Here is a 24,874-nt window from a genome sequence, read left to right as displayed (position 1 = left end):
ATTCCGAAACGGACTCTCAGGGCCAAGGATTCCCGAGTCAAACCACCTTCACGCCCACTTTCGGGTGGAATTGGGTCGCTCCAAAGGATGGAGTAAAGGAAACGGGTGGACGAAGGGTGACCTGCGGGACTGTGGACGAACTTGAGCGCCGTAGGGCGATTTGTCGACTGAATGGCATTTCGTTGTCGACTTGTCCCCAGGTCGAGAAGCCAACCTGTGGATAACTCCTGTGGATAACTAAAATATGCAGGTAGGAGCGGCCGGAAACGTCTTAGAAACGTCCGTCCTGACAGCGCGCGACCCAGTCCGCCGCCGCGACGAACTCCTCGTCGGAGGTGCCGATGTACGGCTGTCGTACGTTCGCCACATCGGCGTCCGCACGCGGGTACGAACCGAGGAACCGCACCTGGAGGCAGATTCGCTTGAGCCCCCTCAGGGCCTCGGCGACCCGGCGGTCGGAGATGTGGCCCTCGGCGTCGATGCAGAAGCAGTAGTTGCCGATGCCGGCGCCGGTGGGCCGGGACTGCAGCAGCATCAGGTTGATGCCGCGCGTCGCGAACTCGCCCAGCAGGTCGCGCAGACCGCCGGGGTGGTCGTCGCGCTGCCACAGCACGACGGACGTCTTGTCGGCGCCGGTCGGCGCGGCGGGCCGGGCGGGGCGGCCGACCAGCACGAACCGCGTCTGGGCGTTCTCCGCGTCGTGGATCCCGCTCTCCAGGGCCCTCAGGCCGTACCGGGCGGCCGCGAACTCGCCCGCGAAGGCGGCGTCGTACTGGCCCTCCTGGACCAGGCGGGCGGCGTCCGCGTTGGACGCGGCCGACTCCCAGTGGGCGTGCGGGAGGTTCTCCTTGAGCCAGTTGCGTACCTGAGGCTGGGCGGCCGGATGCGCGGAGACCGTCTTGATGTCCGACAGTTCGGTGCCGGGCCGGACCAGCAGCGCGAAGGTGATCGACAGCAGCACCTCGCGGTAGATCATCAGCGGGGCGCCCGCGACCAGTTCGTCGAGGGTCGTGGTGATCCCGCCCTCGACGGAGTTCTCGATCGGCACGAAGGCGGCCTCGGCCTCGCCGACGCGGACCGCGTCGAGCGCCGACTGCACGGACACGTACGGAATCAGCTCCCGCGTCGCCGCTTCCGGAAGTGTGCGCAGGGCGACTTCGGTGAAGGTGCCCTCGGGACCGAGATACGCATAGCTCGCTGGCATGACCTCACCCTAATGGGCCTTGCGAAACCCGGTGTAACGTTCCTGGCCCCGTCCCTCCGAGGGGTGAGCTCACCCTTCCAGCAGCCGCTGCCCCACGTACTCCCCCCGCGCCGCCCCGCCCGGCACCGCGAACAGTCCGCTGGCCTCGTGGCGGATGTACTGCGACAGGGCGTCGCCGCGGTCGAGCTTGCGCTGGACCGGGACGAAGCCGCGCACCGGGTCGGCCTGCCAGCAGACGAAGAGGAGGCCCGCGTCGGGGATCCCGTCCGCGTCGAAGCCGTCGTGGTACGAGAACGGGCGGCGCAGCATCGCGGCGCCCCCGTTCTGGTCGGGGCGCGTGATGCGGGCATGTGCGTTGATCGGGACGACCAGATTGCCCTTGGCGTCGGTCTTCTCCAGGTCCATGGCGGTCGTCTCGGTGCCTCCGGACAGCGCGGACCCGTCGGACTTGCGGCGCCCGATCACGTTCTCCTGGGCTTTGACCGCGAGCTTCTCCCAGTCGTCCAGGAGCATGCGGATCCGGCGTACGACGGCGTAGGAGCCGTTCGCCATCCAGGAGGGCGTGCCGGACTCGGGCACGAAGATCCGCTGGTCGAAGTCGGGCTCGGCCGGCTTCGGATTGCGGGTGCCGTCCATCTGACCCATCAGGTTGCGGGCCGTCATGGGATGCGAGGTGGCACCGGGCGAGCGGTTGAAGCCGTTCATCTGCCAGCGGAGCCGGGCCGCGCTGCCGGCGTCCTTCTGGAGGGCGCGCAGGGCGTGGAAGGCGACCAGGGCGTCGTCGGCGCCGATCTGCACCCACAGGTCGCCGTCGCTGCGCTTCTTGTCGAGGTGGTCCGAGGAGAAGTCGGGCAGCGGGTCCAGTGAGACCGGGCGCTGCTTCTCCAGCCCCGTCCGGCCGAAGAAGCTGTGACCGAAGCCGAAGGTGACCGTCAGGGAGGACGGGCCGGCGTCCCGGGCCACGTCCGTGTCGTCCTGGAGCGCCGGTTCACCCGCCATCAGCCGCTCGGCCGTCCGTGACCAGCGGCGCAGCAGCGCGACGGCCTCCTTGCGGCCCGCGCCCGCCGCCAGGTCGAAGGCGACGAGGTGGCCACAGGCCTGCAGGCCCTGGGTGATCCCGGACTGATGTTTCCCGTGAAACATTGCCTGACCGCTGCCCAGGGAGGTCAGCGGCGTGGCCTCGGCGGGCCTGGCGGTGTATCCGACGGCCCCGCCGGCCGCACCGAGGACGAGCCCGGTGGCACCCGCGGTCCCGAGCAGCTTCCGCCGTGTGAGGCGCCCCGCCGAGGGGGCGGCCTGGTCGGAGGCGGCCCCCTCCGGCGCAGGAGCACCGGCCTGAGCGCGGGCCTGGGGACCGGCCTGGATACGGGCCCGGTCACGGGCCTCCGGAATGGACTGGTCAGGCATGTCGCGGGTCAGCCGATCTGCGCGTTCTTGGAGATGGTCGTCTGGTCGATGTCGGAGGTCCGCACGGTCACCGCGATCTTCCATTCGCCGGCCATGGGGATCTGCACCGCGTTCGCCGACCAGTGACCGGTGGCGATGTGGTCGGGGACGACGGGCAGCGGCCCGATGTCCTTGGACTCCAGGGTGAAGGCGACCTTCACCTCGGGGATGTCGAAGGCGCGCCCGTTGGGCCGCTGGACGTAGACGTGCATCTCGTTGCCGCCCACGCGCGCGGGGTCGAGGTCGACCGTCACGACGCCCTTGCCGTCCTCGCCGCCGGTGTCGAACGACATGTCCAGGGTCAGCGCGCCGGCCGGCGACTCCGACGAGGAGGACGAGGAGGAGGACGACGAGGCCGCCTTGGCATCCTCCTCCGTGCGCCCGGGCTCGGTCTGCGTCAGCACGGTGGTGACGGCGAGCAGGACGACGGCGACCCCTGCCTCGGCGAGCACGGAGCGGCGCAGCCCGAACCGGTTCGGGTCGGCGTCCCGCGCCCGCTTCTGCCGCGCGGCGGCCACCGCGGCCCGCTGCCGGGCGAGCTGCGAGGCCCGCTTGGAGCCACCGCCGTTGGAGCCACCGTCGTCGGAACCGTCCCCCTTCGAGGCACCCCCGCCCTTGGAACCGGCGTTCTTCGCGCCGGAGTTCCCGGCACCGGCACCCTTGGCGTCACCGGCAGCGGCGTTGGCCGTGACCCGCTGCTTGCGCGGCTTGGTCCGCTGGACCACCGTGTCCGCCAGCCGTGCCGTCCACCCGCGCGAGAGGTACGCGATGCCGACCAGCAGCGCCACGAGCCCGATCTTGACGAGCAGCAGCTGTCCGTACCGGGTGTCGGTGAGCGCCGACCAGGAGCCGAGCTGGCGCCACGACTGGTAGACGCCGGTCGCGATCAGCGCGACCACACTGCCGGAGGCGACCTGCGAGAAGCGGTGTACGGCGACCGTGTCGACGGGTCGGTCCGAGGGCGCCCAGTACAGCGCGACGAGCAGCGCGGTCAGCCCGCCGAGCCAGGCCGCCACGGCCAGCAGGTGGACGACGTCGACGGGCATCGCGATGCTCGCCTGGAGCCCGACGGAGGCGTGCTCGGACATCGCCCAGCTCGCGGCGATTCCGGCGGCCACGACAGTCCCGCCGATCGCCAGCCCGAAGGTCAGATCCCGCTTCTCCTCGTTCTCCCGCTTCTCGTACGCCCCGAAGAGCACCGCGATGAACAGTGCCGCCGCGGCGAGGAGCAGCAGCCGGGAGACCAGCGCCGCGCCCGTCTTGGTCTGCAGCACCTGTCCGAGCAGGTCGAGGTCGAAGATGTCGCCGATCTTCCGCGAGCCGGTGTAGGAGCCGCGCAGGAGCAGCAGGAAGAGGGTGGCGGAGGTGAGTGCGAGCCATCCGGAGACGACGAGCCGCTGCATGGCCCGTACGCCTGCGCCGCGCTGCCAGCAGGCGAGCACGAAGGTGGCGCCGCCGGCCAGCACGATGAAACCGGCGTACGACATGTACCGGCCGAACCCGTACAGCCAGCCCACGACTCCGTTGCCCGCCGTGCCGTCGGAGACCGAGACCGACGTGGAGGAGGGCGTGCCGACCGAGAAGGTGTAGGCGCCGGAGACGGGATGGCTGTCCGCGGACACGACCTGGTAGGTGACGGTGTAGGTGCCGTCGGGCAGTCCGCTGTGCAGTTGCACCGCGTAGGTCGTGCCGCTCACGTTGGACGGCTTGCCGTTCTGCACCGGCTTGCCCTTGGGGTCCAGCACGCGCAACGAGTCGGCGGACAGCGAGACCTGCTCGGAGAAGGTCAGCGAGACCTGGGTGGGTGCCTTGTCGACCACCACACCCTGCTGGGGGTCGCTGCCGGTCAGTGCGGCATGCGCGGAGGCCGGAGCGGCCGTGGCGAGGAGCAGTCCGGCCGCGGCCAGGAGCAGCAGCACCAGGGTCCGGACGCGGGGGGCGATGGTCTGCGTCAAGGGGTTCCTCCCTCAGTGTCCGGTCGTCGGCGTGTAGGTCGCCGACTTCACCGGCATCTTGACGACGACCGGGGCGGACTTGGTGAAGTGCAGTTCGACCGAGATGGTCTGGCCCTGCTTCGGCTTGCGCTTCAGCTTCTCGAACATCAGATGGTTGCCGCCGCTTTTGAACACGAGTTGACCATGTGCGGGGACGGGGAGGTCCTGGACCTCCTCCATCGAGCCGCCGACCGTCTCGTGCACGGTGACCTCGCCGGCCTGGTCGCTGGTGACCGAGGTCAGCTCGTCCTTCGTACCGCTGTCGTTGACGATCGTCAGGAAGCCGGCGGCCATGTCGTCGGAGACCGGCTGCGGGACGTAGGCGTCGGAGACGGACAGGGCGCCCCCGCTGTCGGAGCCGGAGTCCCCACCGCACCCGGCGAGGACGAGTGACAGGGCCAGGGTTCCGCCCGCGGCGGCGGTCAGGGAGGGACGCCTCACGGGTTCTCACCCTTGATGATCTTGGGGAGATCCTTGATGTAGTCGTCGACCGTGGCGTCCTCGCCGTACAGCAGATAGCCCGCGTCGGTCTTGGGGGAGAACGCGACCACCTGGGTTCCGTGCACGGAGACGAGCTTGCCGTTCTTGTCCTTGTGCGTCGGCTCGATGGAGATGCCGAGGGTGCGGGCGCTCGCCTGGATGGTGGCGAAGTCGCCGGTCAGGCCGACGAACTCGGAGTCGATGCCCTTGAGCCACTTGCCGAGCTCGGCCGGGGTGTCACGCGCGGGGTCGGTGGTCACGAACACCACGCGCAGCTCGTCCTGTTCGGACTTGGGCAGCTGCTTCTTGGCGACGGCGATGTTGTTCATCGTCAGCGGGCAGACGTCGGGGCAGTGGGTGTAGCCGAAGTAGACCAGGGTCGGTTTGCCCGCGGTCTCCTTGCGGAGGTCGTACTTCTTTCCCTGGGCGTCGGTGAGTACCAGGTCCGGCTTCTCGAACGGCTGGTCGAGCACGGTGGCCGCCTTGTCCGAGCCGGCCTCCTCGGAGACCACGGAGACGGGCGAGCCGCTGTCGTCATCGCTGCCGCAGGCGGAGAGGGTCAGAGTGGCGGCGGCGAGCAGCGAGGCCGCGGCGAGCGTCTTCTTGCGCATAGAAAAATGTCCCAGATGTGATGGTGCCGACGTCCACCGGGGTCGTACACGCGGTCCTACGTGCGGTTCCACGTGCGGTTCCACGAGTTGGTCCTACGAGCATGCGTACGACCCCGGTGTGCGGGCGGGCGAGCGATCCTCAGGCGTCGGTGCGCCGACGTCCGGCGAGCACGCCGTAGGCGACGCCCAGCGCGCCGACGACGATGCCGACGACGCCGAGGACGCGGGCGGTGGTGTCGCTGCTGTCGGCCGGGGCGGCGGTCTCGGCGGCGGCGTTCTCGGTGGACTTGGTGTCGTCGGAGGCATCCTCGGCCGCTGCCGAGCCGTGGTGGCCGTCCTCCGAGGCGGCGGACAGCGTGAGCACGGGAGCCGGCGTCTCGGGCTCCTCGTCGCCCTCCTTCTGCTCCTCGATCCAGCGCACGACCTCCTTGTTGTCGTAGGTCTGGATCGCCTTGAAGGCCAGTTCGTCCGTGTCCTCGGGCAGCGCGCCGACGGAGACGGGGAACTTCTCGAAGTAGCCGGGCTCGATGCCCTTGCCGTCGGCGGTCCAGGTGACCTTGCTGACGGCCTCGGTGAGCTGCTCGCCGTGCGACTCGACGGGCTTGGCGAGCTTGGACTTGGTGACCTTGATGTCCCAGCCGGCCATCGGCTCCGGCATGACGGAGGCGAGCGGATGGTCGGTCGGGAAGTTGACCTCCAGCTTGGTGGTGGAGGCGTTGTCGCGCTCGTTGGGGACCTTGAAGTCGATGACCGCGTAACCGCCCTTGGCGGCCGCCCCCTCGGGCTGCACGCTGACGTGCGCGAACGCGGGCGAGGACAGGACGACGACGGCGGTGGCGGCGAGGGCGCCGGTGGCGGCGAGACGAGGGGCCTTCATGGAGGCACTCCACTTCCGTGAGTTCCGGTGATGAGGAGGGGTACGCGTGCGTGAGCGATCACTGGAGAACGCGGGCACACGCGCGTGCCGCACGACGGCGGCCCTCCCCACGGACGTACGGATGTGATGTACGGATGTGGAGTGTGCGGGTCGCGTCGCGTCAGGCGGCGAGGGAGAGTGCGGCGGCCGGCGGGCCGCGTCTGATCACCGTGTGCTGGAGTGCGGCGGTCCGTGGCCCCGGCGGCGCGTCCGGGGTGGTGCGCGGCGGTCGCGGGCCGGCCTCGGGCGTGCCAGGCAGCCCGGCACGAAGGGCGCGCACCAGCGCGAGCGCCCCGCGCAGGGACCGTACGAGTGCTCCCTCGGCGACCGAGTGCGCCGACACCGCCGACAGTTCGACAAGTCGTAGCAGCGCCATGTCCCCGCGGCGCAGCAGCCATCCGGCGGCGAGGGCCGCGAGGACGTGGCCCAGCAGCATCGGCAGGGACGGCAGCAGCGACATGGAGGAGCCCGCGGCCGTGGACATGGCGTCCGCGGGGTGGCGCACGGCGCCCGTGCCGGTGCCGGCGGTCGTACCCGGGTGGATCCGGGCGTCGACGAGGATCCGATGTGCCTGGGCGGGGTTGAGCGCCGCGGCGGTGCTCCCGCACACGAGTCGCGCGGCCTGCTCGACCAGTGAGGCGTCGGACATCGGCGCCGATCCGATGGACGTCCCCGAACCGGCGGACGCCATCGATCCCATGGACGAGGCCGACGCCGTCGCGGCGGCCGTGCCGTGCTGGCCCAGTCCGAACAGCACGTGCAGCACGGTCTGTCCGACGGCGAGCAGCGTCGCGATCCCGGGCAGCGAGCGCTCATGTCCGGCGAGCGGCATCGCGACCAGGAGGACCCCCAGGAACCCCGCGCCCAGTGTCCACAGCGGAACCGTGGTGCAGGAGGCGAGGGCGTGACCCGCGGCGGCCAGCACGACGCAGACCGCGGCGAAAACCGCGGCCCGCAGGACCCGGAGATCTCCTCCGGAGCGCGACGCGCGCGGGTGGGGGGCAGTCATGGCGGGGTCATCATCGCACTGGCCTTACGGACGCCATACACCAGGTCCACAAGATGACGTACGGGCGATACGACCGGAAGGTCTCTTGTGTCGCGCGCTGTCCCACATACACCCCACACCACCCCTGGTACATCCCCCATATGGGCGGCATCACGTCAGCGATGTGCTTACACCCGGGCACTCGCGGCAATACGTAACGGTATGTCGAGCCGCAGCCAGGAGGCTGGAGCATGAGCATCTGGTGGTCACTCCATTTGCGGCGCGAGGCTGCGAGCGTTCCGCTCGCCCGGCGCCTGCTGCTCGGCACCATGGAGACCGCGGGAGTCGATCCCGATGTCTCGTACGACCTGTCCGTGGCCCTCAGCGAGGCCTGCGCCAACGCCGTGGAGCATGGCGGGGACACCGGATACGGCGACCCCTCGGAGGCGTTCCGGGTCACCGCCTACATCGACGGCGAGAAGTGTCGTATCGAGGTCGCCGACTCGGGCCCCGGCTTCGCCCGCGTCCAGCCCGTCCGCCTCGCCCCCAGCGGGGCCGAGAACGGCCGTGGTCTGTGTCTCATCCAGGAACTCGCCGACCACGTCCACATCGGCAACAAGCCCGGCCGGCGTGGTGCGGTGGTCAGCTTCGACAAGATCCTGAAGTGGAAGAAGGACGCGCCGTTGATGGCCGTCTAGCGCCAACGCGCCGTCCATGCCGCCGTCCTGAAGATCGCCGCCCTGAGGATCCGCGGTGCGCATTCTCAGGTGGCGCACAGGAAGTGCTCAGGTTTTTGACGGATGCTGTCCCTACGTTCATGGACATGACGGGAAACCACAGAGACACCTCGATCACCCGGCGCCGCGCTCTCGTGGTGGCGGGCGGCACGGTGGCGGCCGGTGGCCTTGCCGCAGCCGGGTACCAGGCGGCCTTCGCCGACGACGCGACGACGACCACCACCGGGTCCGCCTCCACCGCCTCGGCGACCTCCACCAGCGGTGAGTGCATGACGCTGATGTCGAGCGTCACCGAGGGGCCGTACTACCTGGACGGCGCCCTGGTACGCAAGGACATCACCGAGGGCAAGAGCGGTGTCCCGCTGACCCTGCGCCTCACCGTCGTGGACGCCACCGACGGCTGCACCCCGGTTCCCGGCGCGGCCGTGGAGATCTGGCACTGCGACGCCTGGGGCTACTACTCCGGCTACACCACCGCCAACCCCGGCGGCTCCGCGCCCGCGGAGAGCGAGGACGGCTCCACCGCGAACGACACCACCTACCTGCGCGGTTACCAGGTCGCCAACGTCAACGGGGTCGTCAAGTTCGAGACGATCTTCCCCGGCTGGTACACGCCCCGTACCTGCCACATCCATCTCAAGGTGCACACCGGGGGCGAGAAAGCGGACGGCACCTACGAGGGCGGCAAGGTCAACTACACCGGCCAGCTGTTCTTCGCCGACGACATCGCCGAGGAGATCTTCACGTTGGAGCCGTACTCGAAGCACTCCGGCAGCTACACCACCCTCGACAACGACATGGTGTACGACGGCGGCGGCGCCTCCAGCGGACTGCTGACCCTCAAGGCCGTGCACAAGAGCGACCCCTCCAAGGGCTACAAGGGTTCCCTGACCCTCGGCGTGGACCCGGACGCGGAGAACACCGGCGCGGGCAGCGGCGGTGGTGGCACGCCCCCGAGCGGCGCCCCGGGCGACGCTCCCACGGGCGCCCCGCCGACCGACAGCGCCTCCCCGTCGGCCTCGGCGTCCTCGTAGCGCATGCGCAGCCGCGAGGACGACGCGTTGGCCCAGGCCGCAGTGGACGCGCTGACCGTGCAGTTGGCCCTGGCTCCCAAGCCGGGCCTGCCCGATCCGCGTGACCTCGCCGCCCGGGCGGGACGCCGGGACCACGACTCCCTGCGCTGGTCGGCCAAGGCGCTCGCGCCCGGCCTCACGGCGATGGCCGCCGCCGCCCGCCGCACCGGCGAACCCACGCCCCAACTCCGTATCGAACTGGGCGCGATCGGCAGGTGCACCGAGCACTCGGTGGGCCTCGCCGGGGGCGGCCACCGGGGCGCCCTGTGGACGCTCGGCCTGCTGGTCGCCGGGGCCGCTCTCGACCCCGGCGCCCGGGCGCGGGAGGTGACCGCGGCCGCCAAGCGGATCGCCGCGCACCCCGACCGACGGGCACCGCGGCGGCCCTCGCGCGGCTCGTCGATCTCGGCGAAGTTCGGGGCGGCCGGCGCGCGCGGTGAGGCACGGGCCGGATTCCCGCACGTACGGCGGGCGTTGGACGCCCTCACCGCCGCCCGCACCGCCGGCGCCACGGAGGACGAGGCCCGTCTGGACGCCCTCCTGACCGTGATGTCCACCCTTCAGGACACCGAACTCCTTTACGCCACGGGCCCCATCGGCCTGCGTCACGTCCAGGCGGGCGCCCGTGCGGTCCTGGAAGCGGGCGGTACGGCGACCGATCCGGGCCGCGACGCCCTGCACAGCCTCGACGCGGACCTCCACGCGCGCGCGTGGAGCCCCCGCGGCAGCGCGGGGCTACTGGCCGGGGCGCTGTTCCTGGACGCGCTTGCGGTGACGGTCGGTGCCCGAGGGCGGGTGGCCGTGCATTCGTGAGGGGTTCGCCGTAACGGGCGGTCGTCACCTCGTAAGGCGGACGGTTCGTGGCAACGGGCGGTCGTCGTCAGTTCGCGAGGACGGGCCGTCCGAGCTCCGCGGGTGGTGGGCCCGGCGGGTCGCCGGGCCCATCGCGTACGACGCCGCCGGCGTCGCCCCGCCCAGCAGCAGCGAGGTCAGGACCAGCGGGCCGAGGGTGCGGGCGACGGTCACGCCGGTGCCGCCACGCCGACGAGGGCGCGGCCGCGACGGCCCGCCGCAGGGCCCGTGATCAGGCGGCCGCCGGGAACGCCCCCACATCCGGGCTCCCAGGCCGCAGATCGAACCGCGGCGCACGCGCGCGTGCGGCTGCCTCCGGCGGCTCGCACCCGACGGAGGCAGCGGTGCGACCTCCGTACCGACCCCCTGCCGAGCGGTCAGACAGCCCTCGGCGACGAGCTGGTCGTAGACCGCCTTGACGGTCCCCCGCGAGACCCCCAGCTCCTCCGCGAGCCGCCGGGTGGCAGGGGTCCTACAGGGAGCTGTATCAGCTCTTCTTCAGGGCCGCCATCCACGCCTCGACCTCGTCGGAGCGGCGCGGGAGACCCGCTGACAGGTTCCGGTTGCCGTTCTCGGTGACCAGAATGTCGTCCTCGATCCGGACACCGATCCCCCGGTACTCCTCGGGCACGGTCAGATCGTCGGCCTGGAAGTACAGACCGGGCTCGACGGTCAGTACCACCCCCGGCTCCAGCGTGCCGTCCACATACGACTCCACGCGCGCGGCGGCGCAGTCGTGGACGTCCATGCCGAGCATGTGCCCGGTGCCGTGCAGGGTCCACCGGCGCTGCAACCCCAGCTCCAGCACCCGCTCGACCGGCCCTTCGACGAGCCCCCACTCCACGAGCCGTTCGGTCAGCACCCGCTGGGCCGCGTCATGGAAGTCCCGGTACTTCCCACCGGGCTGCACGGCCGCGATACCGGCCTCCTGGGCCTCGTACACGGCGTCGTAGATCTTCTTCTGGATCTCGCTGTACCGGCCGTTGACCGGCAGCGTGCGCGTGACGTCCGCGGTGTAGTACGTGTGCGTCTCGACGCCCGCGTCGAGCAGCAGCAGGTCACCGGAGCGCACGGGCCCGTCGTTGCGCACCCAGTGCAGTGTGCAGGCGTGCGGCCCGGAGGCGCAGATGGAGCCGTAGCCGACGTCGTTGCCCTCCACGCGCGCGCGGAGGAAGAACGTGCCCTCGATGTACCGCTCGGAGGTCGCCTCCGCCCTGTCGAGCACCCGGACGACGTCCTCGAAACCGCGGACCGTCGAGTCGACCGCCTTCTGCAGCTCACAGATCTCGAACTCGTCCTTGACCAGCCGCGCCTCGGACAGGAAGACGCGCAGTTCGTCGTCGCGTTCGGCGGTGACCTTGTCGGTCAGCGCGGCCTCGATCCCGGCGTCGTGTCCGCGCACGACCCGGACCGGGCCGGTGGCCTCGCGGAGCCGGTCCGCCAGTTCGCGGACGTCGGAGGCGGGGATGCCGTACAGCTTCCCGGCCTCGGTCAGGGAGTGCCGGCGGCCGACCCACAGCTCGCCCTGGCCCGACAGCCAGAACTCGCCGTTCTCGCGGTCGGAGCGCGGCAGGAGGTAGATCGTCGCCTTGTGGCCGTCGGCGGTGGGCTCCAGGACGAGGACGCCGTCCTCCGTCTGGTTGCCGGTGAGGTACGCGTACTCGACCGAGGCCCGGAACGGGTACTCCGTGTCGTTCGAGCGGGTCTTCAGGTTGCCCGCGGGGACGACGAGACGCTCGCCGGGGAACCGTGCGGAGAGCGCGGCACGGCGGGCGGCGGTCTCGGCGGCCTGGGTGATCGGCTTCAGATCACGCAGCTCCGTGTCGGCCCAGCCGGCCTGCATGTTCTCGGCCAGCTCGTCGGACACGCCCGGGTACAGACCGTTCTTCCGCTGCTTGATCGGCTCTTCCGGCTCTTCGGCTTCCGGGCCCGCTGCGATGGCAGCGGCATCTGACTCTGCCGGGGTGAGCTCGTCGGCCACGGTCATCCTCCTAGATACGGCACTGGACCCCGTCCATCGTACGGTCGTACGGAAGGGGGCCCAGGGCCGAAGGGCCTGTTACCGGCCTCTGTCGCCCGCTCCTGGCACCGGTTCTGGCACCGCTCCCGGCACCGGTTGCGCCGCGGGTGACTACTCGAAGTGAGCGGCGAGCAGAACCACGTCCTCTTCGCTGTCCGCCTCGTCCAGCCCGTCCGGCAGCACGGCCCGCAGGACGTGGTCGACGATGGCGTCCGGGTCGTGCCGCAGCGCCTTGGGGACACCGGCCGCCGCCGCGTGCAGCCGGGCGAAGGCACGGTCGGTGGGGTCGCCGGTGCGGTGCAGCAGGCCGTCGGTGTACAGCAGAACCGTCTCTCCGGCTTCCGCCTGGAGCTCCACGCTCGGCGCCTCCCAGCAGGCGAGCATGCCCAGAGGCGCCGACACCGAGGTCTCCACGAATTCCGTCTGCCGCTCGCCGAGCAACAGCGGCGGGCTGTGCCCGGCACCGGCAAGGGTGATCTTGCGCAGCGCGGGTTCGCAGTAGGCGAACAGGGCGGTGGCGGAGCGGGCGGGCTCGGTGAGCCGCAGCAGCAGCTCCAGATCGGACAGCACCGCGACCGGGTCCTCGCCCTCCATCACGGCGTACGCCCGCAGGGATGCCCGCAGTCGGCCCATCGCGGCGATCGCGCTGGGCCCGGAACCCGTCACCGACCCGACGGCGAGCCCGAGTGCGGCGTCCGGCAGCGGCAGCGCGTCGTACCAGTCGCCGCCGCCGCGCGGGCCGCTGCGGTGCCGGGCGGCGAGCCGCACTCCGGCGACGCGGGGGAGCCGTGACGGCAGCAGTTCCTCGGCGATCGTCGCCAGGCACGCGCGGGTGCGCTCGACCTCGACCAGCCGGGCCAGGTGCTCGCCCGCGTAACGGGCGTACAGGCCGACGAGGTGACGCTGGCGCTCTGCCGGTTCGGCGGGCTCGTCGTAGAGCCACACGGCGGCGCCGAGACGTCCGGTGCCCTTGGTGGAGTCCATGGGCGTGCCCCGGGTGGTGCCGCCGACGATGCCGTGGTTGATGCCCTCGGTGGTGCGGTCGGTGCCATCGAGGGGGCCTTCGGCGGTCAGGGGGAGTGCGTAGCTGGCCGCGTATCCGAGGCGGGCGGCCACTTCGCGGTGCCGGGGGTCGAGTCCGTCCCCGGCGAACAGGTCCGGCTCGGCGATCTCGCCGTCGCCGCCGGGCAGTCCGTCGAGGATGCGGCCGTACGCCAGGGAACTGCGCGGCACGGTCTCGATGTGGCCGAGGTCGGCGCGGCCGAGGCCCAGGCCGATGGTGGTGTCGGGGCCGAGTCCGTCGCCCGGCTCCAGGACGACCAGTCCGCGGCGGGCGCCGACCAAGGCGGCCCCGGCGCGCAGGAGTTCCTGGAGTGCGTCGGTGAGCACGTCTGTGCGTGCCAGACGTTCGGTGAGTTCGTGCAGCGTGGTGAGGTCCGACACCCAGCCGGCCAGACGGTCCTGGAGCAGGGCGCCCGGTGCGTTGGACGAGAGAACCGCAGTGGTGTCCGAGGCAGCAGGCGCGGGCGCGACAGTGTGTGCGGGCGAGGGAACCGTTGAATCGATTCCAGCCACTTTCGGAGGGTGAGGGGCGTTCATGGTGTCCGGCTTTCCGACCGGTGCGTACTGCTCAAAAGCATCGCAAACCCCCATGTCATTCTGCGTCGCTAGCAGTGTCTCCACATGTACACGCACTCGTAAGGGGATGTCCAGCATTGTCCTGCTGGGATTCCTGGTGTCCGTGGTGCGCGGGTGCACCACTTGCCAAAAAGTGAAGTTGGCCTAAAACTGCCCCAGGTAAGGGCCTATTGCGGTCGACTGGGCTTGCTCCACAGAGCGTCACACCGGTCGTGATGGGTACGTACTCGGAGAAGGCCAGGGGTGGTTGGCATTCACCCGGAACCTGGTGAGGGGCCCGGGCGTCTTAGCCACCGACGACCGAGCCCCATCCTTCCGTGGCGGAGGCGAAGAGACATACGCGGGACGGCAAACGCCAGACTTCGCCACCCCCACGCCAGCCCATGCTTTTGGTAGACCGCAGTATGGGCGAGGCTGCCGCGGACGCAGCCGACGTTCGACCCATAGGGGTTCCCCTTGTCTCCGACAGGGGTGTGATGCGCCAACAGGTACGCACAGTGAAGTGATCGACACATGATGTGATGTGGTCCACGGTGTTGCCAGCGGTGCAACGGAAAGGAACGAGCGCTCATGCGCGAGATCCTCGGAAGGCGACGCAGGCTTCTGTCCCAGCGCAGCGACGGGAGGCCTGAGTTGATCAGCGCGGCCCTGACCTTCGCCACGCAATGGCAGTGGCCCGTACTCCCCGGTGTGGCGCCGGACCCGCAGGGGCGGGCCCGCTGCGGCTGCCCCGACCCCGAGTGCACGGTGCCCGGTGCCCACCCCTTCGACCCCGGCCTCCTCGCGGCCACCACCGACGAGCGCATGGTGCGCTGGTGGTGGGCCAACCGGCCGGCGGCCCCCATCGTCCTGGCCACCGGCGACACGGCCCCCTGCGCGGTCAGCCTGCCGGCGCTCCCGGCCGCCCTCGCGCTCGGCGCGCTCGACCGCAAGGGCATCCGCCTGGGCCCGGTCGTCGCAGCGCCCACCCGCTGGGCGATCCTCGTGAAGCCTTACTCCCTGGAGCAGTTGGGCGAACTGCTGTACGCCCAGGATCACGTTCCCGGCTCCCTCCGCTTCCACGGCGAGGGCGGCTACCTCGCCCTGCCCCCGTCCGAGACCGGCCAGGGCGAGATCCGCTGGGAACGCGCCCCCCTGCCCGGCTCGTCCTCTCCCTGGGTGCCCGATGTGGAGGCCGTGGTGGACGCCGTGGTCGAGGCACTCACTCGTACGGGTGTGAGCGCACCCGACTTGTAAGGGTGTCGGCGCGGACGGAACCGACCTACCGCCGCCGCTCGTTATCTTCCGGTACATGAACCTTCGTCTGCTCGCCCTCGCGGGCGTCGCGGTATGCGTGATCGCGCTGCCGCTGGCCGTGGCGTCCGCGGGACAGGTGGGCGACGAGGGGCGCTCGCCCGCTCGCGGCGTCGTACACCCTTCCGCACCCACCGATGCGCACGGCGCGGTACGTCCTTCCGCACCCGCTGACGCGCGCGATGCCGTACGTCCTTTCGCGCGCACCGATGCCAAGATTCCCTCCCCGGAGCCCACCGGCTCTCCGCTGCTGCTCGGCCTGGGACTGGCCACCGCGGCCCGCTGCGGTCCCGAACTCACCTCCCCCGACGGTGTCGAGGCGCAGACCTGTGTGCTGACACAGGGTGAGGAGCGCTGGGCGCGCACGTACTACCGGAACGTGACCGGTCAGTCGCTGGACGCCGTACTGAGTGTCATGGGGCCAGGCGGCCGGACCGTACAGATGCGCTGCGCCGTGGCCGCCGAGGACGACCCCGGAATGTGCGAGACGCCTCGGGAACGCACCCGGGGAGATGGGGACGACTACACGGCCGTCGCGGAGTTCGCGTCGAAGGGCGGGGGCAGACCGCTGCTGCTGCGGTCCGGGAGCAACTCCGGTGCGCCTACGGGTAGTTGACGCGCGATTCCATTCCGTAAAGAAGTCCGCGCAAAGAAAGACCCGGTTGCTGGCGACGGGGGATGCACCAGCAACCGGGCTACTCGAACGGTAACAAGAGATCGGCAGTTCGCAAATTCGATCTCGTCTTGTCGTCGGCTATTCGGACACCGACTGGCTTGTCCTGAGCGGGAGTTGTGAGCCGAGCCGCCGAAGCGGCGCGATCACGTGCGGCTGACCGGCCAGTCAGCCGCACGGACTTCGTCAACTCAGCGTGACCTGCCGGTTGGTCAGCCCGCCGCGCGCGCGGCGCTCCTCGGCGGTCAGCGGTGAGTCGGTGGCCAGGGCGGCGGCGAGGCGCTCGGCGAACTCGGCGGCCGGCTTCTCGATGTCCTCCGCCGTGACGCCGCTCGGCAGGTCCCAGACCGGCACGGTGAGCCCGTGAGCGCGGAAGGAACCCACGAGGCGGGTGCCCTCGCCGAGGCTCGACCGGCCTGCCGCGTGCAGCCGCGCGAGAGCGTCCAGAAGCTGCTCCTCGGGGTGCGGCATGACCCAGCGCAGGTGGTTCTTGTCCGGGGTCTCGCACCAGTACGCCGCGTCCACGCCGGTCAGCCGCACGGTCGGGATGGCGGCGGCGTTGGCCCGCTCCAGGGAGGCGGTCACCTCCTGCGTGGCGTTCTCCGCGTCCGGGACCCAGAACTCGAAGCCCGGGTGCACAACTGGCTCGAAGGCGCCTTCGGGGTCGAGCAGATCCTGCAGCCGCGGACCGTCGGCCGGGGCGCGTCGGCCCTCCACCGGAGTGCCGGGGTCCGCCGTGAGGGCGCGCTGCAGGGTGTCGGCGAGGTCGCGGCTGATGTCGCCCGACGCCGTGTCGTTCTGCAGGCCGATCAGCACCGAGCCGTCGTCACGACGCAGGGCGGGCCAGGCCATCGGCAGGACCGTGGCCAGCGTGACCGACGGGACGCCCTCGGGGAGGCCGTTCCTCAGTGTCAGTCCGACCGTCGAGGCCGGCACCAGCTCGCGCAGCGCCACCCAGTCGCACTCGCCCGGCAGTCCTTCGAAGGGCCGGTGCACCAACTCGGTCGCGGCGTGCGCGGCCGCCCGGCCGTGGCAGGCCTTGTAACGGCGGCCGCTGCCACAGGGGCAGGGCTCGCGGGCACCGACGACCGGAACGGGCCCGTCGGTGCCGGCGGCGTGGGCCCCGTTCGTGAGTTGCGGCCGCTTGGCCTTCGTCTGGGGGCGCTTCTTGGCCATGGTGGGTGTCTCCCGGTTACGGCTCGTCTCGTACTGGCGCGAGCCTAGCCGTTCACGACTTGACCGATGGGAGCCTGTGGACAACGGGGGCCCGCGTGCCTCCGTCGGGCCTTCGCCGTTTCGATCGGTCGAGCCTCTGCGGTGTCGGCCTGTGTATAGCGCGCCAGCCTGTGTATGGCGCGTCGGCCTCTGTATGACGCGCCAGCCTGTGTATAGCGCGTCGGCCTGTGCATGACGCGCCGGCCTGTGGGCAACGCGCCAGTCTGTGGGCAACGGGTCAGGTCGTCCAGGTGCCCGGCCGGTCCAGGTCGTCGACATGCCGGGGGTCTGCCCAGGTCGTCATGGATCGTGGTCAGTCCAGGTCGTCGAACGCGTCCGCGAATCCCAGCCCGGGCACCGAAGACCCCGAGGGGCCCATGGAGGCGCCTCCCGCTCGGGCGAAGTCGCGAGCCGGGGAGTGGGCGGCGAAGTCGTCGCGGTGGTGCCCGGCGTCCGGATCGTGAACGTCGACGTGGACCACGACCCACACCGTGACCTCGCCCCGGGTCTCGTCGCGTACGCCCCAGTCGTCGGCCAGCGCGGTGATGATGTTCAGCCCGCGGCCGCCGTGCGCGGTGACCGAGGGCGTGGCCGGAGCAGGGCGGGTGGGCCCGCCACCGTCCGTGACCTCGACCGTGAGTCTGCCGACCGGGTCCACCTGCCAGGCAGCGCGGACATCACCGTCCCCGGCCAGGGCGTCGCCCAGCGGCCGGCCGTGCCTGCACGCGTTGCTCAAGAGTTCGGAAAGGATCAGTACGGCGTCGTCGATGACCGATTCCGACACACCGCCCCTGCGTAGCTGAGCCCGCATACGGTGTCTTGCCTCGCCCACGCCCGCAGGGCCATGGGGTACGGCCATGCTCGACGACGTGGGCACCTCCTGTGCCACCACCAACGCCACCCCCGAGACCTCCTTTGCCCCACGCCACGGTGTGGATGCCCTCTCGGCCTGAACCGGAAACCGGCCAATCCAGGTCCGATGTCGCATTCGCAACGATCGAACACGGACCGAACGCGCCGGAGCACTCCCTGTAGTGATTTGGCCGGATTTCATCGGTGTGGCCGAGGCAGGAGGATGGCGGCCGGGCGGTGGGCGGGTCAAGGGTTCTTCACAGGTCTTTACCAGTCAGCGGCCGAGCCGGTGCAGTACCGCTGCCGGGCGGTTGGTGATGATGGCGTCGACGCCCAGGTCGAGACAGAGGTCGACGTCCTCCGGCTCGTTCACGGTCCACACATGCACCTGGTGGCCGATCCGCTTCAGTCGCTCGATGTACGCGGGATGGTTGCGCACGATCCGGATCGACGGGCCCGCGATCCGGACACCGGCGGGCAGCCGCCCGTCGCGCAGCCGGGGCGAGACGAACTGCATCAGATAGACCGTCGGCAGCGTCGGCGAGGAGGCCCGCACCCGGTGCAGCGAGCGTGCCGAGAAGCTCATGATTCGGACCGGAGAGTCTCCGGCGGAGTCCGGGGTGTCGAGCCCGAAGCGCTTCAGCAGAAGCATCAGCCGGTCCTCGACCTGCCCCGCCCAGCGTGTGGGGTGTTTGGTCTCGATGGCCAGCTCCACGCGCCGCCCGGCGTCCGCGACCAACTCCAGCAGCCGCTCCAAGGTCAGTACGGAGGTGTCCTCGTGGTCCTCAGGACGGAACTCCCAGTCGGGCTCCTCGTCGCGCGTGCGCCAGAACTCCCGCGTCCTGCGCGAGCCGAAGTCCAGTGCGGCGAGGTCGGCGAGCTCCAGCGCGGAGACCGCTCCCCGGCCGTTGGACGTACGGTTGACGCGACGGTCGTGGACGCAGACGAGATGGCCGTCCGCGGTCAGGCGCACGTCGCATTCGAGGGCGTCGGCACCGTCCTCGATCGCCTTCCTGTACGCGGCCAGGGTGTGTTCGGGGGCCTCTTCGGAGGCTCCGCGGTGGGCGACGACCTGAGTGCGGTGCTGTCGTACGTGGGTCACTGCGTCATGGTGCCACCGCGTGCGGGTACGCGTGCGAACGGAGGCCTCGGAATTGCGTCCTATATGTCCGAGGTGGCCTATATAAAGAGTGGCCGCGGACGCACAGGCACCGCTTATGGTGCTCTGACGGCCCGTGGGAAAAGCTGACGGCATACAAAAACACATGCACAGCTGCATCGCGCCGGACCGTTGAGCTACGTGACGCGCGCGACCGAGTGCGACCGACAAACAACAGCCGTGGACCGAGGAGACAAGCTGTGAGCACCGAGAACGAGGGCACTGCGGTACCCCCGGCCCCGTCCGCACCCCCCGTGCCGGTGGATGCTCCCGCTGCGTCGGCGCCCCAGGAGCACCCCGCTCCCACCGGCGACGCCCCGACGACTCCGATCCCGCCGGTGCCTTCGGGAAACCCCGGCGGCCAGGAGCAGGAACTGGCGCACTCCGGCCAGACACCCGCGTCCACCCCCGCGTACGCCGCGGCGAGCGCCGGTGGCGCTCCCCAGGGACCGCATCAGGGACAGCCCCACGGGCAGTACGGCCAAGGCTCCGCCCCGGAGGGCGACTGGCCGCCGCCCGCGCCGCCGGCCGTCCCTTCGTACGCCGACGGCGGCTCCGGTGGCGCGGGATCCGGCTGGGGCACCGCCTACCAGCAACCCGCGCCGAAGCCCCGCAGCGGTCGTGGCGGACTGGTCGCCGCGATCCTGGTGGCCGCGCTGGTCGCGGGCGGCCTGGGCGGCGGCCTCGGCTACACCCTGGCCAAGGACAACGACACCAGCTCCTCGACGACCGTCTCCGCCTCCGACAGCGGCGGCTCCGTCAAGCGCGACCCCGGCACGGTCGCCGGCGTGGCTGCCAAGGCACTGCCCAGCACCGTCACCATCGAGGCCGAGAGCAGCAGCGGCGAGGGCGGCACCGGTACCGGCTTCGTCTTCGACACCGAGGGCCACATCGTCACCAACAACCACGTGGTGGCGGACGCCGTCGACGGCGGCAAGGTCACGGCGACCTTCCCGAGCGGCAAGAAGTTCGACGCGGAGGTCGTCGGCCACGCCCAGGGCTACGACGTGGCGGTCATCAAGCTCAAGAACGCCCCGTCGGACCTCAAGCCCCTGACACTCGGCAACTCCGACAGGGTCGCGGTCGGCGACTCGACGATCGCGATCGGCGCCCCCTTCGGGCTGTCCAACACGGTCACGACGGGCATCATCAGCGCCAAGGACCGCCCCGTGGCGTCGAGCGACGGCAGCGGCTCCAACGCCTCCTACATGAGCGCCCTCCAGACGGACGCCTCGATCAACCCGGGCAACTCCGGCGGCCCGCTGCTCGACGCACAGGGCAATGTCATCGGCATCAACTCCGCGATCCAGTCCAGCAGCGGCGGCGGCCTCGGCGGCACCAGCCAGTCCGGCTCGATCGGCCTCGGCTTCGCCATCCCGATCAACCAGGCCAAGTACGTCGCCCAGCAGCTGATCAAGACCGGCAAGCCGGTCTACGCGAAGATCGGCGCGTCGGTCTCCCTGGAGGACGGCACGAGCGGCGCCCAGATCACCGAGCAGGGCGCCAGCGGCTCCGACGCGGTCGAGGCGGGCGGCCCCGCCGCCAAGGCCGGCCTCAAGCCCGGTGACGTCATCACCAAGATCGACGACCACGTGATCGACTCCGGCCCCACCCTGATCGGCGAGATCTGGACCCACAAGCCCGGCGACAAGGTCACGATCACCTACGAGCGCGGCGGCAAGAACCACACCGTGGAACTCACTCTGGGCTCCCGCCAGGGCGACAGCTGACACCCACGCGCGCGCACCAACCCGTTGCTCGCCGACTCCGCAGGTTGTAGACGTGCTGGTCAGAAGGGGTGCCTCTCTCTGAGGGGCACCCCTTCTGCATGGGGTTGTCCCACCTGGCCAGGCCGAGCCGTTCGGCGGCTCAGTCGAGCAGTGTGCTCCTCGACTGGTCGGTGCGCGTCCGAGGACCGGGACGGCCGCTTGCTCTGCTGCCGTGCTGTGCCTGGAGTGTCCCCAAGGGCTTGGCGTACGGGCGCTCGTGCCACTGGCACTGCTCCGACTTCGCATTTCGGACAATAGATACTAAAACGAACTATAGTGTTAATGGTGGTGCCAGGTGGGCTCCTTGATTGAGGGAGGGATGACCTCGATGACTTCGACGACCTCGATGACTGAGAACGCCGGCGTAAAGCAAGCCGGTGCGCCCGGCTCTCGCGGCCGGACGACCATCGCAGATGTGGTGGTGGAGAAGATCGCCGGAATGGCGGCACGGGACGTGCTCGGCGTCCACGCCCTCGGCAGCAGAACCGCGCGCTCGATGGGATCCATGCGGGAGCGGATGCCCGGTGCTGATAGTGGCAAGTCCGTCACGCGCGGGGTCAGTGTCGAGGTCGGCGAGCGGCAGGCGGCCATCGATCTGGAGATCGTCGTCGACTACGGCGTGTCGATCACGGACGTCGCCGGTGCAGTTCGGGAGAACGTGATCTCCGCTGTGGAGCGGATGGCGGGCCGCGAAGTCGTGGAAGTCAACATCGCGGTCAGCGACGTGAAGCTGCCCGACGAGGAGGACGAAGACGAAGAGCGACAGCAGGTCCAGTAACCGGGGCGAAGTAGCCCGCTTGCGTGAGGGAGCGCGTGATGAGTAGGGCCGTGGTGGGCTTGATGGCCGGAATGGCGCTGGGCTTCGCCGCGTATTTCGGTGACTTCTGGGCCTTCCTGCTGGTGCTGGGACTGGGCGTGGTCGGTCTCGCGGTCGGGCGGTTCATGGAAGGTGATTTCGAAGCGGGCGACTTCGTCCGCCGCAGGGACCGGCAGGAGCGGATCCGCGATGATCGGCGACGGGCTCGGGGAGACTGGCGGCAGTGAGCGGTGACGCCGAGCGGCGTCCGGGCATTCCCCGCGAGGAGCGGATTCGCTTCCGCGCGGTCCAGGAAGGGCATCGCCCTGCGACAGCCTCGTTCCTCCTCCGCGCTCTCCATGATCCGGAGGCGGTCCCTGTGGGTGGGGCGTATGACCAGGCGTTCTCCCCGCAAGGCGCCGTCTGAGTCACCGTGTGAAGACTTCGCCCTCGTTACCGGGTGTCGTTTGCCTCCGGCTCGGTGATCACTCGTCTTCTCCGGACAGCGCCTTGGGGTCGAGCCCGTCCGGAGGGGGGTGCCAAGGGGGCGGTTCATCCGCCGACGGCACTGTCCGTTCGGCTTGGCCGGGGAGTACGGTGAAGGCACCGAAGATATATCGCGCACCGGCTACCACGCTCGTGTCGTTTTCGGCGATCGAATAGGCCGGACCGATCGCGGTCGGCCCGGGGCAGGGTCCGCGTCATGACTGCGACCATTTCCCTCTCGCCGACACTCGAGGACCGGCTCTCGTCGCCCTCCCCCGCCTCTTCCTCTCTCCGCCTGTCGCTGGCTCCCGTCGGCGCCGCTCCGGCTCTCCTGGACGGCGCATGGTGGCCCCGCTCTCGCGATCTCGGGGCGGAACTCCCCAATCTGGCAGCTGTGTTGGATCCGCTGTGGGGGCGGATCACCCGGGTCACGGTGAATCCCACCCACTGGCCGGTCGTTCCGCGCAAGGTGCCCGTCGCCGGGCGTGTGGTGAACGTGGGCTGGTTCCTGCCCGAGCAGGATCCGCACGAACTGCTGCTGCTCTCGTACCGCGTGGGCCGCTGGAACCTGCTGGTGATCCCGCCGCGGACGGACCCCGTCTCGGCCGCCTGGCTGATGGCCGCCGCGAGCGACCCCCTGGGCACGTCGACCGCGAGCCGGTTGATGGAGCAGGCCGCGCGCCGGCGGACGGTGACGGAGACCGACCGGGCCGTGGAGGCGGTCTGGGACTCCGAGGGAGGGCATGGGGCCCGCGATCCCGCCGCACAGCCACGGATCCCGGCAGCCATGCCCGAGGGCGGAGATCGAGCCGCTGCCGCCGCCGCGACCCCGAATCGGCCGACGATGGGGATGCGAGGACCATGGAGACCCTTGTGACCGTGGTCGTGCTCATGGCGATGATCGCTCTGGGCGTGCTCCTCGTCCACATGGCCAACCGGCAGCACAGCGGCCGCATCGCCGCCTCCCACCGCGGCCGCTCCTGGGCGGCCGCGTGGGGACGCCGCACCTGGAAGGGAGTGGGGTGAGTACTCGTGATCCCCATCAGGCTTCTGGCAGACACCAGCACGGAGCCGATACTCCCGGGCACCGCGGTCCTGCGGATGGAGACGACGCCCAAGCGCACGGGGACGTTCGACGGCGCGTGGTGGCCGCGGTCACGTGACCTCGAGAGCCAACTCTCCGGACTGCTCGCCGCGTTGACCGCCCGACTGGGTCCTCTCGCCCGTGTCGGCCTCGACGCGGGCGCCTGGGACGAGAGGCCGACCCATCTGGTCGTCGACGGTCGCACCGTCCGCATCGACTGGTCGGCCGTCGGCGACGACACCATGATCGTCACTCGGGGTGACCAGGACCACTTCGTGTTCCTCGTGGTCCCTCCACAGACGGCTCCGTCGCGCGCTCGCGCCGCGATGGCCATGGCCGTACGGGACGACAACGACGCCTCGGCCGAACGGATTCTCGCAGCCACCGGCGTCACCCCCGCCGACCAGACGCCCGTACTGCCCGGTGCTCCCGGCTCGTAGCCCATCTGCTCGCACAACACGCACTCCGGTACCGGAGGCCGCCTGCAGGAGCCGAGTTCAGGAACCGAGTTCAGGAACCGACGGCAGGAACTCGGTTCGCCGGAGCGCAAGTTCATCCCGTCCCTCACCGCGCACGCGCACGCACACCCACACCCACACCCACAGCCTCATGCGTCCGACAGAGGAGCCATGGCCCTTCCACAGCTGAACGTCTACCGGCACGGCAGCGGCGCCCGTGCTCTGATCACCCTCGCGGGGGAGATCGACCTGGCCACGGCACCGCTGGTGAGCGAAGTGCTGGCGGAGTGCCTGAGCGACGGCACCCGCAGCATCGATGTCGACCTCACGGCGGTCACCTTCTGCGACGTCAGCGGACTCAACGCCTTCCTCTCGGCATCCCTGCTCGCCACGGACGCCGGCAGGACCCTGCGGCTGCACCACCCGCCGCAGAGCATGACCCGCGTCATCGAGATCACCGGCTCCGGATTCCTGCTTCACTCGCTCCCTGCCGCCGGCGCGCGACCGGGTCGGATTCCCATTGCCCCGGGCGGTGCGCCGTGACGGCCCCGCCCGGGCGGGAGCAGCCGCCGCACGGTGACGGCAGCACACCGTCCGCCATGGACGCGTTACGCCTGCGCCGGCTGACCCGCTGGCAGGCCGAGACCCTCAAGGAGGACCTGGCCGACCTGTACGTGGAGTCCTCCGGGGCACGCCCGGCGAAGGGGTACCGGGGCCGGGAGGCGTTTGTGCGGCGGCTGACTGGGCGCCATCCGGCGGTCCGGTTTCGCCCTGCTGATCGCGGAGAGCACCGCTTTCGCCGGGTGTGTCTACGGATTTCCGGTACGGCGCGAGGGGACGTGGTGGCGGGGGTTCGAGCAAAGCCTGCTCGCCGACCATCACGCCTCGCTCGGGGCGACGTTGGTGGATCAAGCAGACTCGGCGGTCTGCGACGCCTTCCTGTCATGGGGCTGGCAGGACATCGGGACGGTCCGCCGCCCATCGGACCGTTCCGGTCTCCTGCCTCTCCGGCTGTCAGAGGCGTCGACCTCTCGCTTGGCGCGCCGCCCGATTCGACTGATCAGAAGGTCGTTGCTTCACGAGGATGAGCTTGGGCGCACCCGTACAGAGTCCTGCTCTTGCTGGGGCGC

General features: G+C 70.5%; 24 protein-coding genes and 1 pseudogene. 12 read left to right on the top strand and 13 right to left on the bottom strand.

Features of this window, described 5'->3' with window-relative positions:
• Nucleotides 1-271: 271 nt before the first annotated feature.
• The 7 genes from pheA to AB0H86_RS03645 form a co-directional block, all read right to left on the bottom strand.
• Nucleotides 272-1,204 carry a prephenate dehydratase gene (pheA, locus tag AB0H86_RS03675; protein WP_362432526.1) on the bottom strand — a complete coding sequence of 311 codons (933 nt, stop codon included), beginning with the start codon at nt 1,202-1,204 and terminating at the stop codon, nt 272-274.
• A 69-nt stretch (nt 1,205-1,273) separates the two neighbouring features.
• A complete protein-coding gene (efeB, locus tag AB0H86_RS03670) occupies nt 1,274-2,611 on the bottom strand; it encodes an iron uptake transporter deferrochelatase/peroxidase subunit (RefSeq protein ID WP_362432523.1) in 1,338 nt (445 codons plus the stop codon).
• A gap of 8 nt (nt 2,612-2,619) precedes the next feature.
• The gene (locus tag AB0H86_RS03665) at nt 2,620-4,605 is read right to left on the bottom strand and encodes a copper resistance protein CopC (protein WP_362432521.1); all 1,986 of its coding nucleotides are present in this window, start codon (nt 4,603-4,605) and stop codon (nt 2,620-2,622) included.
• Nucleotides 4,606-4,617: 12 nt separating this feature from the next.
• Nucleotides 4,618-5,085 carry a copper chaperone PCu(A)C gene (locus AB0H86_RS03660; protein WP_362432518.1) on the bottom strand — a complete coding sequence of 156 codons (468 nt, stop codon included), beginning with the start codon at nt 5,083-5,085 and terminating at the stop codon, nt 4,618-4,620.
• Nucleotides 5,082-5,735, bottom strand: coding sequence for an SCO family protein (locus AB0H86_RS03655; protein WP_362432516.1), 654 nt, complete (start codon nt 5,733-5,735; stop codon nt 5,082-5,084). Before AB0H86_RS03655 ends, AB0H86_RS03660 begins: the two co-directional genes overlap by 4 nt.
• Nucleotides 5,736-5,874: 139 nt before the next feature.
• Nucleotides 5,875-6,612 carry a YcnI family protein gene (locus AB0H86_RS03650; protein WP_362432514.1) on the bottom strand — a complete coding sequence of 246 codons (738 nt, stop codon included), beginning with the start codon at nt 6,610-6,612 and terminating at the stop codon, nt 5,875-5,877.
• A gap of 160 nt (nt 6,613-6,772) precedes the next feature.
• Nucleotides 6,773-7,660, bottom strand: a complete 888-nt coding sequence (locus AB0H86_RS03645; RefSeq protein ID WP_362432511.1) for a hypothetical protein — start codon at nt 7,658-7,660, stop codon at nt 6,773-6,775.
• Between the two features lie 230 nt (nt 7,661-7,890).
• Between AB0H86_RS03645 and AB0H86_RS03640 the strand changes: the two genes are divergently transcribed.
• The 3 genes from AB0H86_RS03640 to AB0H86_RS03630 all read left to right on the top strand — a co-directional run bounded on the left by AB0H86_RS03640 (nt 7,891) and on the right by AB0H86_RS03630 (nt 10,262).
• On the top strand, nt 7,891-8,337 hold the full coding sequence (locus AB0H86_RS03640) for an ATP-binding protein (protein ID WP_362432508.1): 447 nt from the start codon (nt 7,891-7,893) through the stop codon (nt 8,335-8,337).
• Between the two features lie 125 nt (nt 8,338-8,462).
• Nucleotides 8,463-9,410 (top strand): intradiol ring-cleavage dioxygenase, encoded by a 948-nt coding sequence (locus tag AB0H86_RS03635; protein ID WP_362432505.1) that lies wholly within the window; start codon nt 8,463-8,465, stop codon nt 9,408-9,410.
• Between the two features lie 3 nt (nt 9,411-9,413).
• Nucleotides 9,414-10,262 (top strand): triphosphoribosyl-dephospho-CoA synthase, encoded by an 849-nt coding sequence (locus tag AB0H86_RS03630; RefSeq protein ID WP_362432502.1) that lies wholly within the window; start codon nt 9,414-9,416, stop codon nt 10,260-10,262.
• Nucleotides 10,263-10,536: 274 nt separating this feature from the next.
• On the opposite strand, the pseudogene AB0H86_RS03625 reads toward AB0H86_RS03630, so the two are convergent.
• The 3 genes and pseudogenes from AB0H86_RS03625 to AB0H86_RS03615 form a co-directional block, all read right to left on the bottom strand.
• Nucleotides 10,537-10,775, bottom strand: a pseudogene (locus AB0H86_RS03625) (GntR family transcriptional regulator); the annotation flags it as partial.
• Nucleotides 10,776-10,788: 13 nt separating this feature from the next.
• Nucleotides 10,789-12,282, bottom strand: a complete 1,494-nt coding sequence (locus tag AB0H86_RS03620; protein ID WP_362432500.1) for an aminopeptidase P family protein — start codon at nt 12,280-12,282, stop codon at nt 10,789-10,791.
• Nucleotides 12,283-12,432: 150 nt separating this feature from the next.
• The gene (locus AB0H86_RS03615; RefSeq protein WP_362432498.1) at nt 12,433-14,037 is read right to left on the bottom strand and encodes a PP2C family protein-serine/threonine phosphatase; all 1,605 of its coding nucleotides are present in this window, start codon (nt 14,035-14,037) and stop codon (nt 12,433-12,435) included.
• A gap of 492 nt (nt 14,038-14,529) precedes the next feature.
• Between AB0H86_RS03615 and AB0H86_RS03610 the strand changes: the two genes are divergently transcribed.
• On the top strand, nt 14,530-15,195 hold the full coding sequence (locus tag AB0H86_RS03610; RefSeq protein WP_362432495.1) for a bifunctional DNA primase/polymerase: 666 nt from the start codon (nt 14,530-14,532) through the stop codon (nt 15,193-15,195).
• Between the two features lie 55 nt (nt 15,196-15,250).
• Nucleotides 15,251-15,868 carry a hypothetical protein gene (locus AB0H86_RS03605; RefSeq protein WP_362432492.1) on the top strand — a complete coding sequence of 206 codons (618 nt, stop codon included), beginning with the start codon at nt 15,251-15,253 and terminating at the stop codon, nt 15,866-15,868.
• Nucleotides 15,869-16,111: 243 nt separating this feature from the next.
• Here the strand turns inward: AB0H86_RS03605 and AB0H86_RS03600 are convergent, their stop codons facing one another.
• From AB0H86_RS03600 to AB0H86_RS03590, 3 genes are all read right to left on the bottom strand, one after another.
• Nucleotides 16,112-17,101: a DUF5926 family protein gene (locus AB0H86_RS03600; RefSeq protein ID WP_362432489.1), complete on the bottom strand. Its 990-nt coding sequence runs from the start codon at nt 17,099-17,101 to the stop codon at nt 16,112-16,114.
• A 352-nt stretch (nt 17,102-17,453) separates the two neighbouring features.
• Complete coding sequence (locus AB0H86_RS03595) at nt 17,454-18,128, bottom strand: ATP-binding protein (protein ID WP_362432487.1); 675 nt, start codon at nt 18,126-18,128, stop codon at nt 17,454-17,456.
• Between the two features lie 138 nt (nt 18,129-18,266).
• Nucleotides 18,267-19,094, bottom strand: coding sequence for a glycerophosphodiester phosphodiesterase (locus AB0H86_RS03590; RefSeq protein ID WP_362432485.1), 828 nt, complete (start codon nt 19,092-19,094; stop codon nt 18,267-18,269).
• A gap of 257 nt (nt 19,095-19,351) precedes the next feature.
• Between AB0H86_RS03590 and AB0H86_RS03585 the strand changes: the two genes are divergently transcribed.
• The 7 genes from AB0H86_RS03585 to AB0H86_RS03555 all read left to right on the top strand — a co-directional run bounded on the left by AB0H86_RS03585 (nt 19,352) and on the right by AB0H86_RS03555 (nt 24,287).
• Nucleotides 19,352-20,881 carry a trypsin-like peptidase domain-containing protein gene (locus AB0H86_RS03585; protein WP_362432482.1) on the top strand — a complete coding sequence of 510 codons (1,530 nt, stop codon included), beginning with the start codon at nt 19,352-19,354 and terminating at the stop codon, nt 20,879-20,881.
• Between the two features lie 385 nt (nt 20,882-21,266).
• Nucleotides 21,267-21,698, top strand: coding sequence for an Asp23/Gls24 family envelope stress response protein (locus AB0H86_RS03580; protein WP_362433638.1), 432 nt, complete (start codon nt 21,267-21,269; stop codon nt 21,696-21,698).
• 38 nt (nt 21,699-21,736) lie between these two features.
• On the top strand, nt 21,737-21,964 hold the full coding sequence (locus AB0H86_RS03575) for a hypothetical protein (RefSeq protein ID WP_362432479.1): 228 nt from the start codon (nt 21,737-21,739) through the stop codon (nt 21,962-21,964).
• A 455-nt stretch (nt 21,965-22,419) separates the two neighbouring features.
• Entirely contained in the window at nt 22,420-23,079 is a 660-nt protein-coding gene (locus AB0H86_RS03570) for a DUF5994 family protein (RefSeq protein WP_362432477.1), read from the top strand.
• A complete protein-coding gene (locus AB0H86_RS03565; RefSeq protein WP_362432474.1) occupies nt 23,064-23,228 on the top strand; it encodes a hypothetical protein in 165 nt (54 codons plus the stop codon). The genes AB0H86_RS03570 and AB0H86_RS03565 overlap by 16 nt, the downstream gene beginning before the upstream one ends.
• Before the next feature lie 6 nt (nt 23,229-23,234).
• Nucleotides 23,235-23,726 (top strand): DUF5994 family protein, encoded by a 492-nt coding sequence (locus AB0H86_RS03560; RefSeq protein WP_362432472.1) that lies wholly within the window; start codon nt 23,235-23,237, stop codon nt 23,724-23,726.
• A 189-nt stretch (nt 23,727-23,915) separates the two neighbouring features.
• Nucleotides 23,916-24,287, top strand: a complete 372-nt coding sequence (locus tag AB0H86_RS03555) for an STAS domain-containing protein (protein ID WP_362432469.1) — start codon at nt 23,916-23,918, stop codon at nt 24,285-24,287.
• Nucleotides 24,288-24,874: the final 587 nt, after the last annotated feature.

The organism is Streptomyces sp. NPDC050997, from assembly GCF_040660135.1.
In the GTDB taxonomy this organism is placed as follows: domain Bacteria; phylum Actinomycetota; class Actinomycetes; order Streptomycetales; family Streptomycetaceae; genus Streptomyces.
This window is presented reverse-complemented; position numbering and strand designations above follow the sequence as displayed.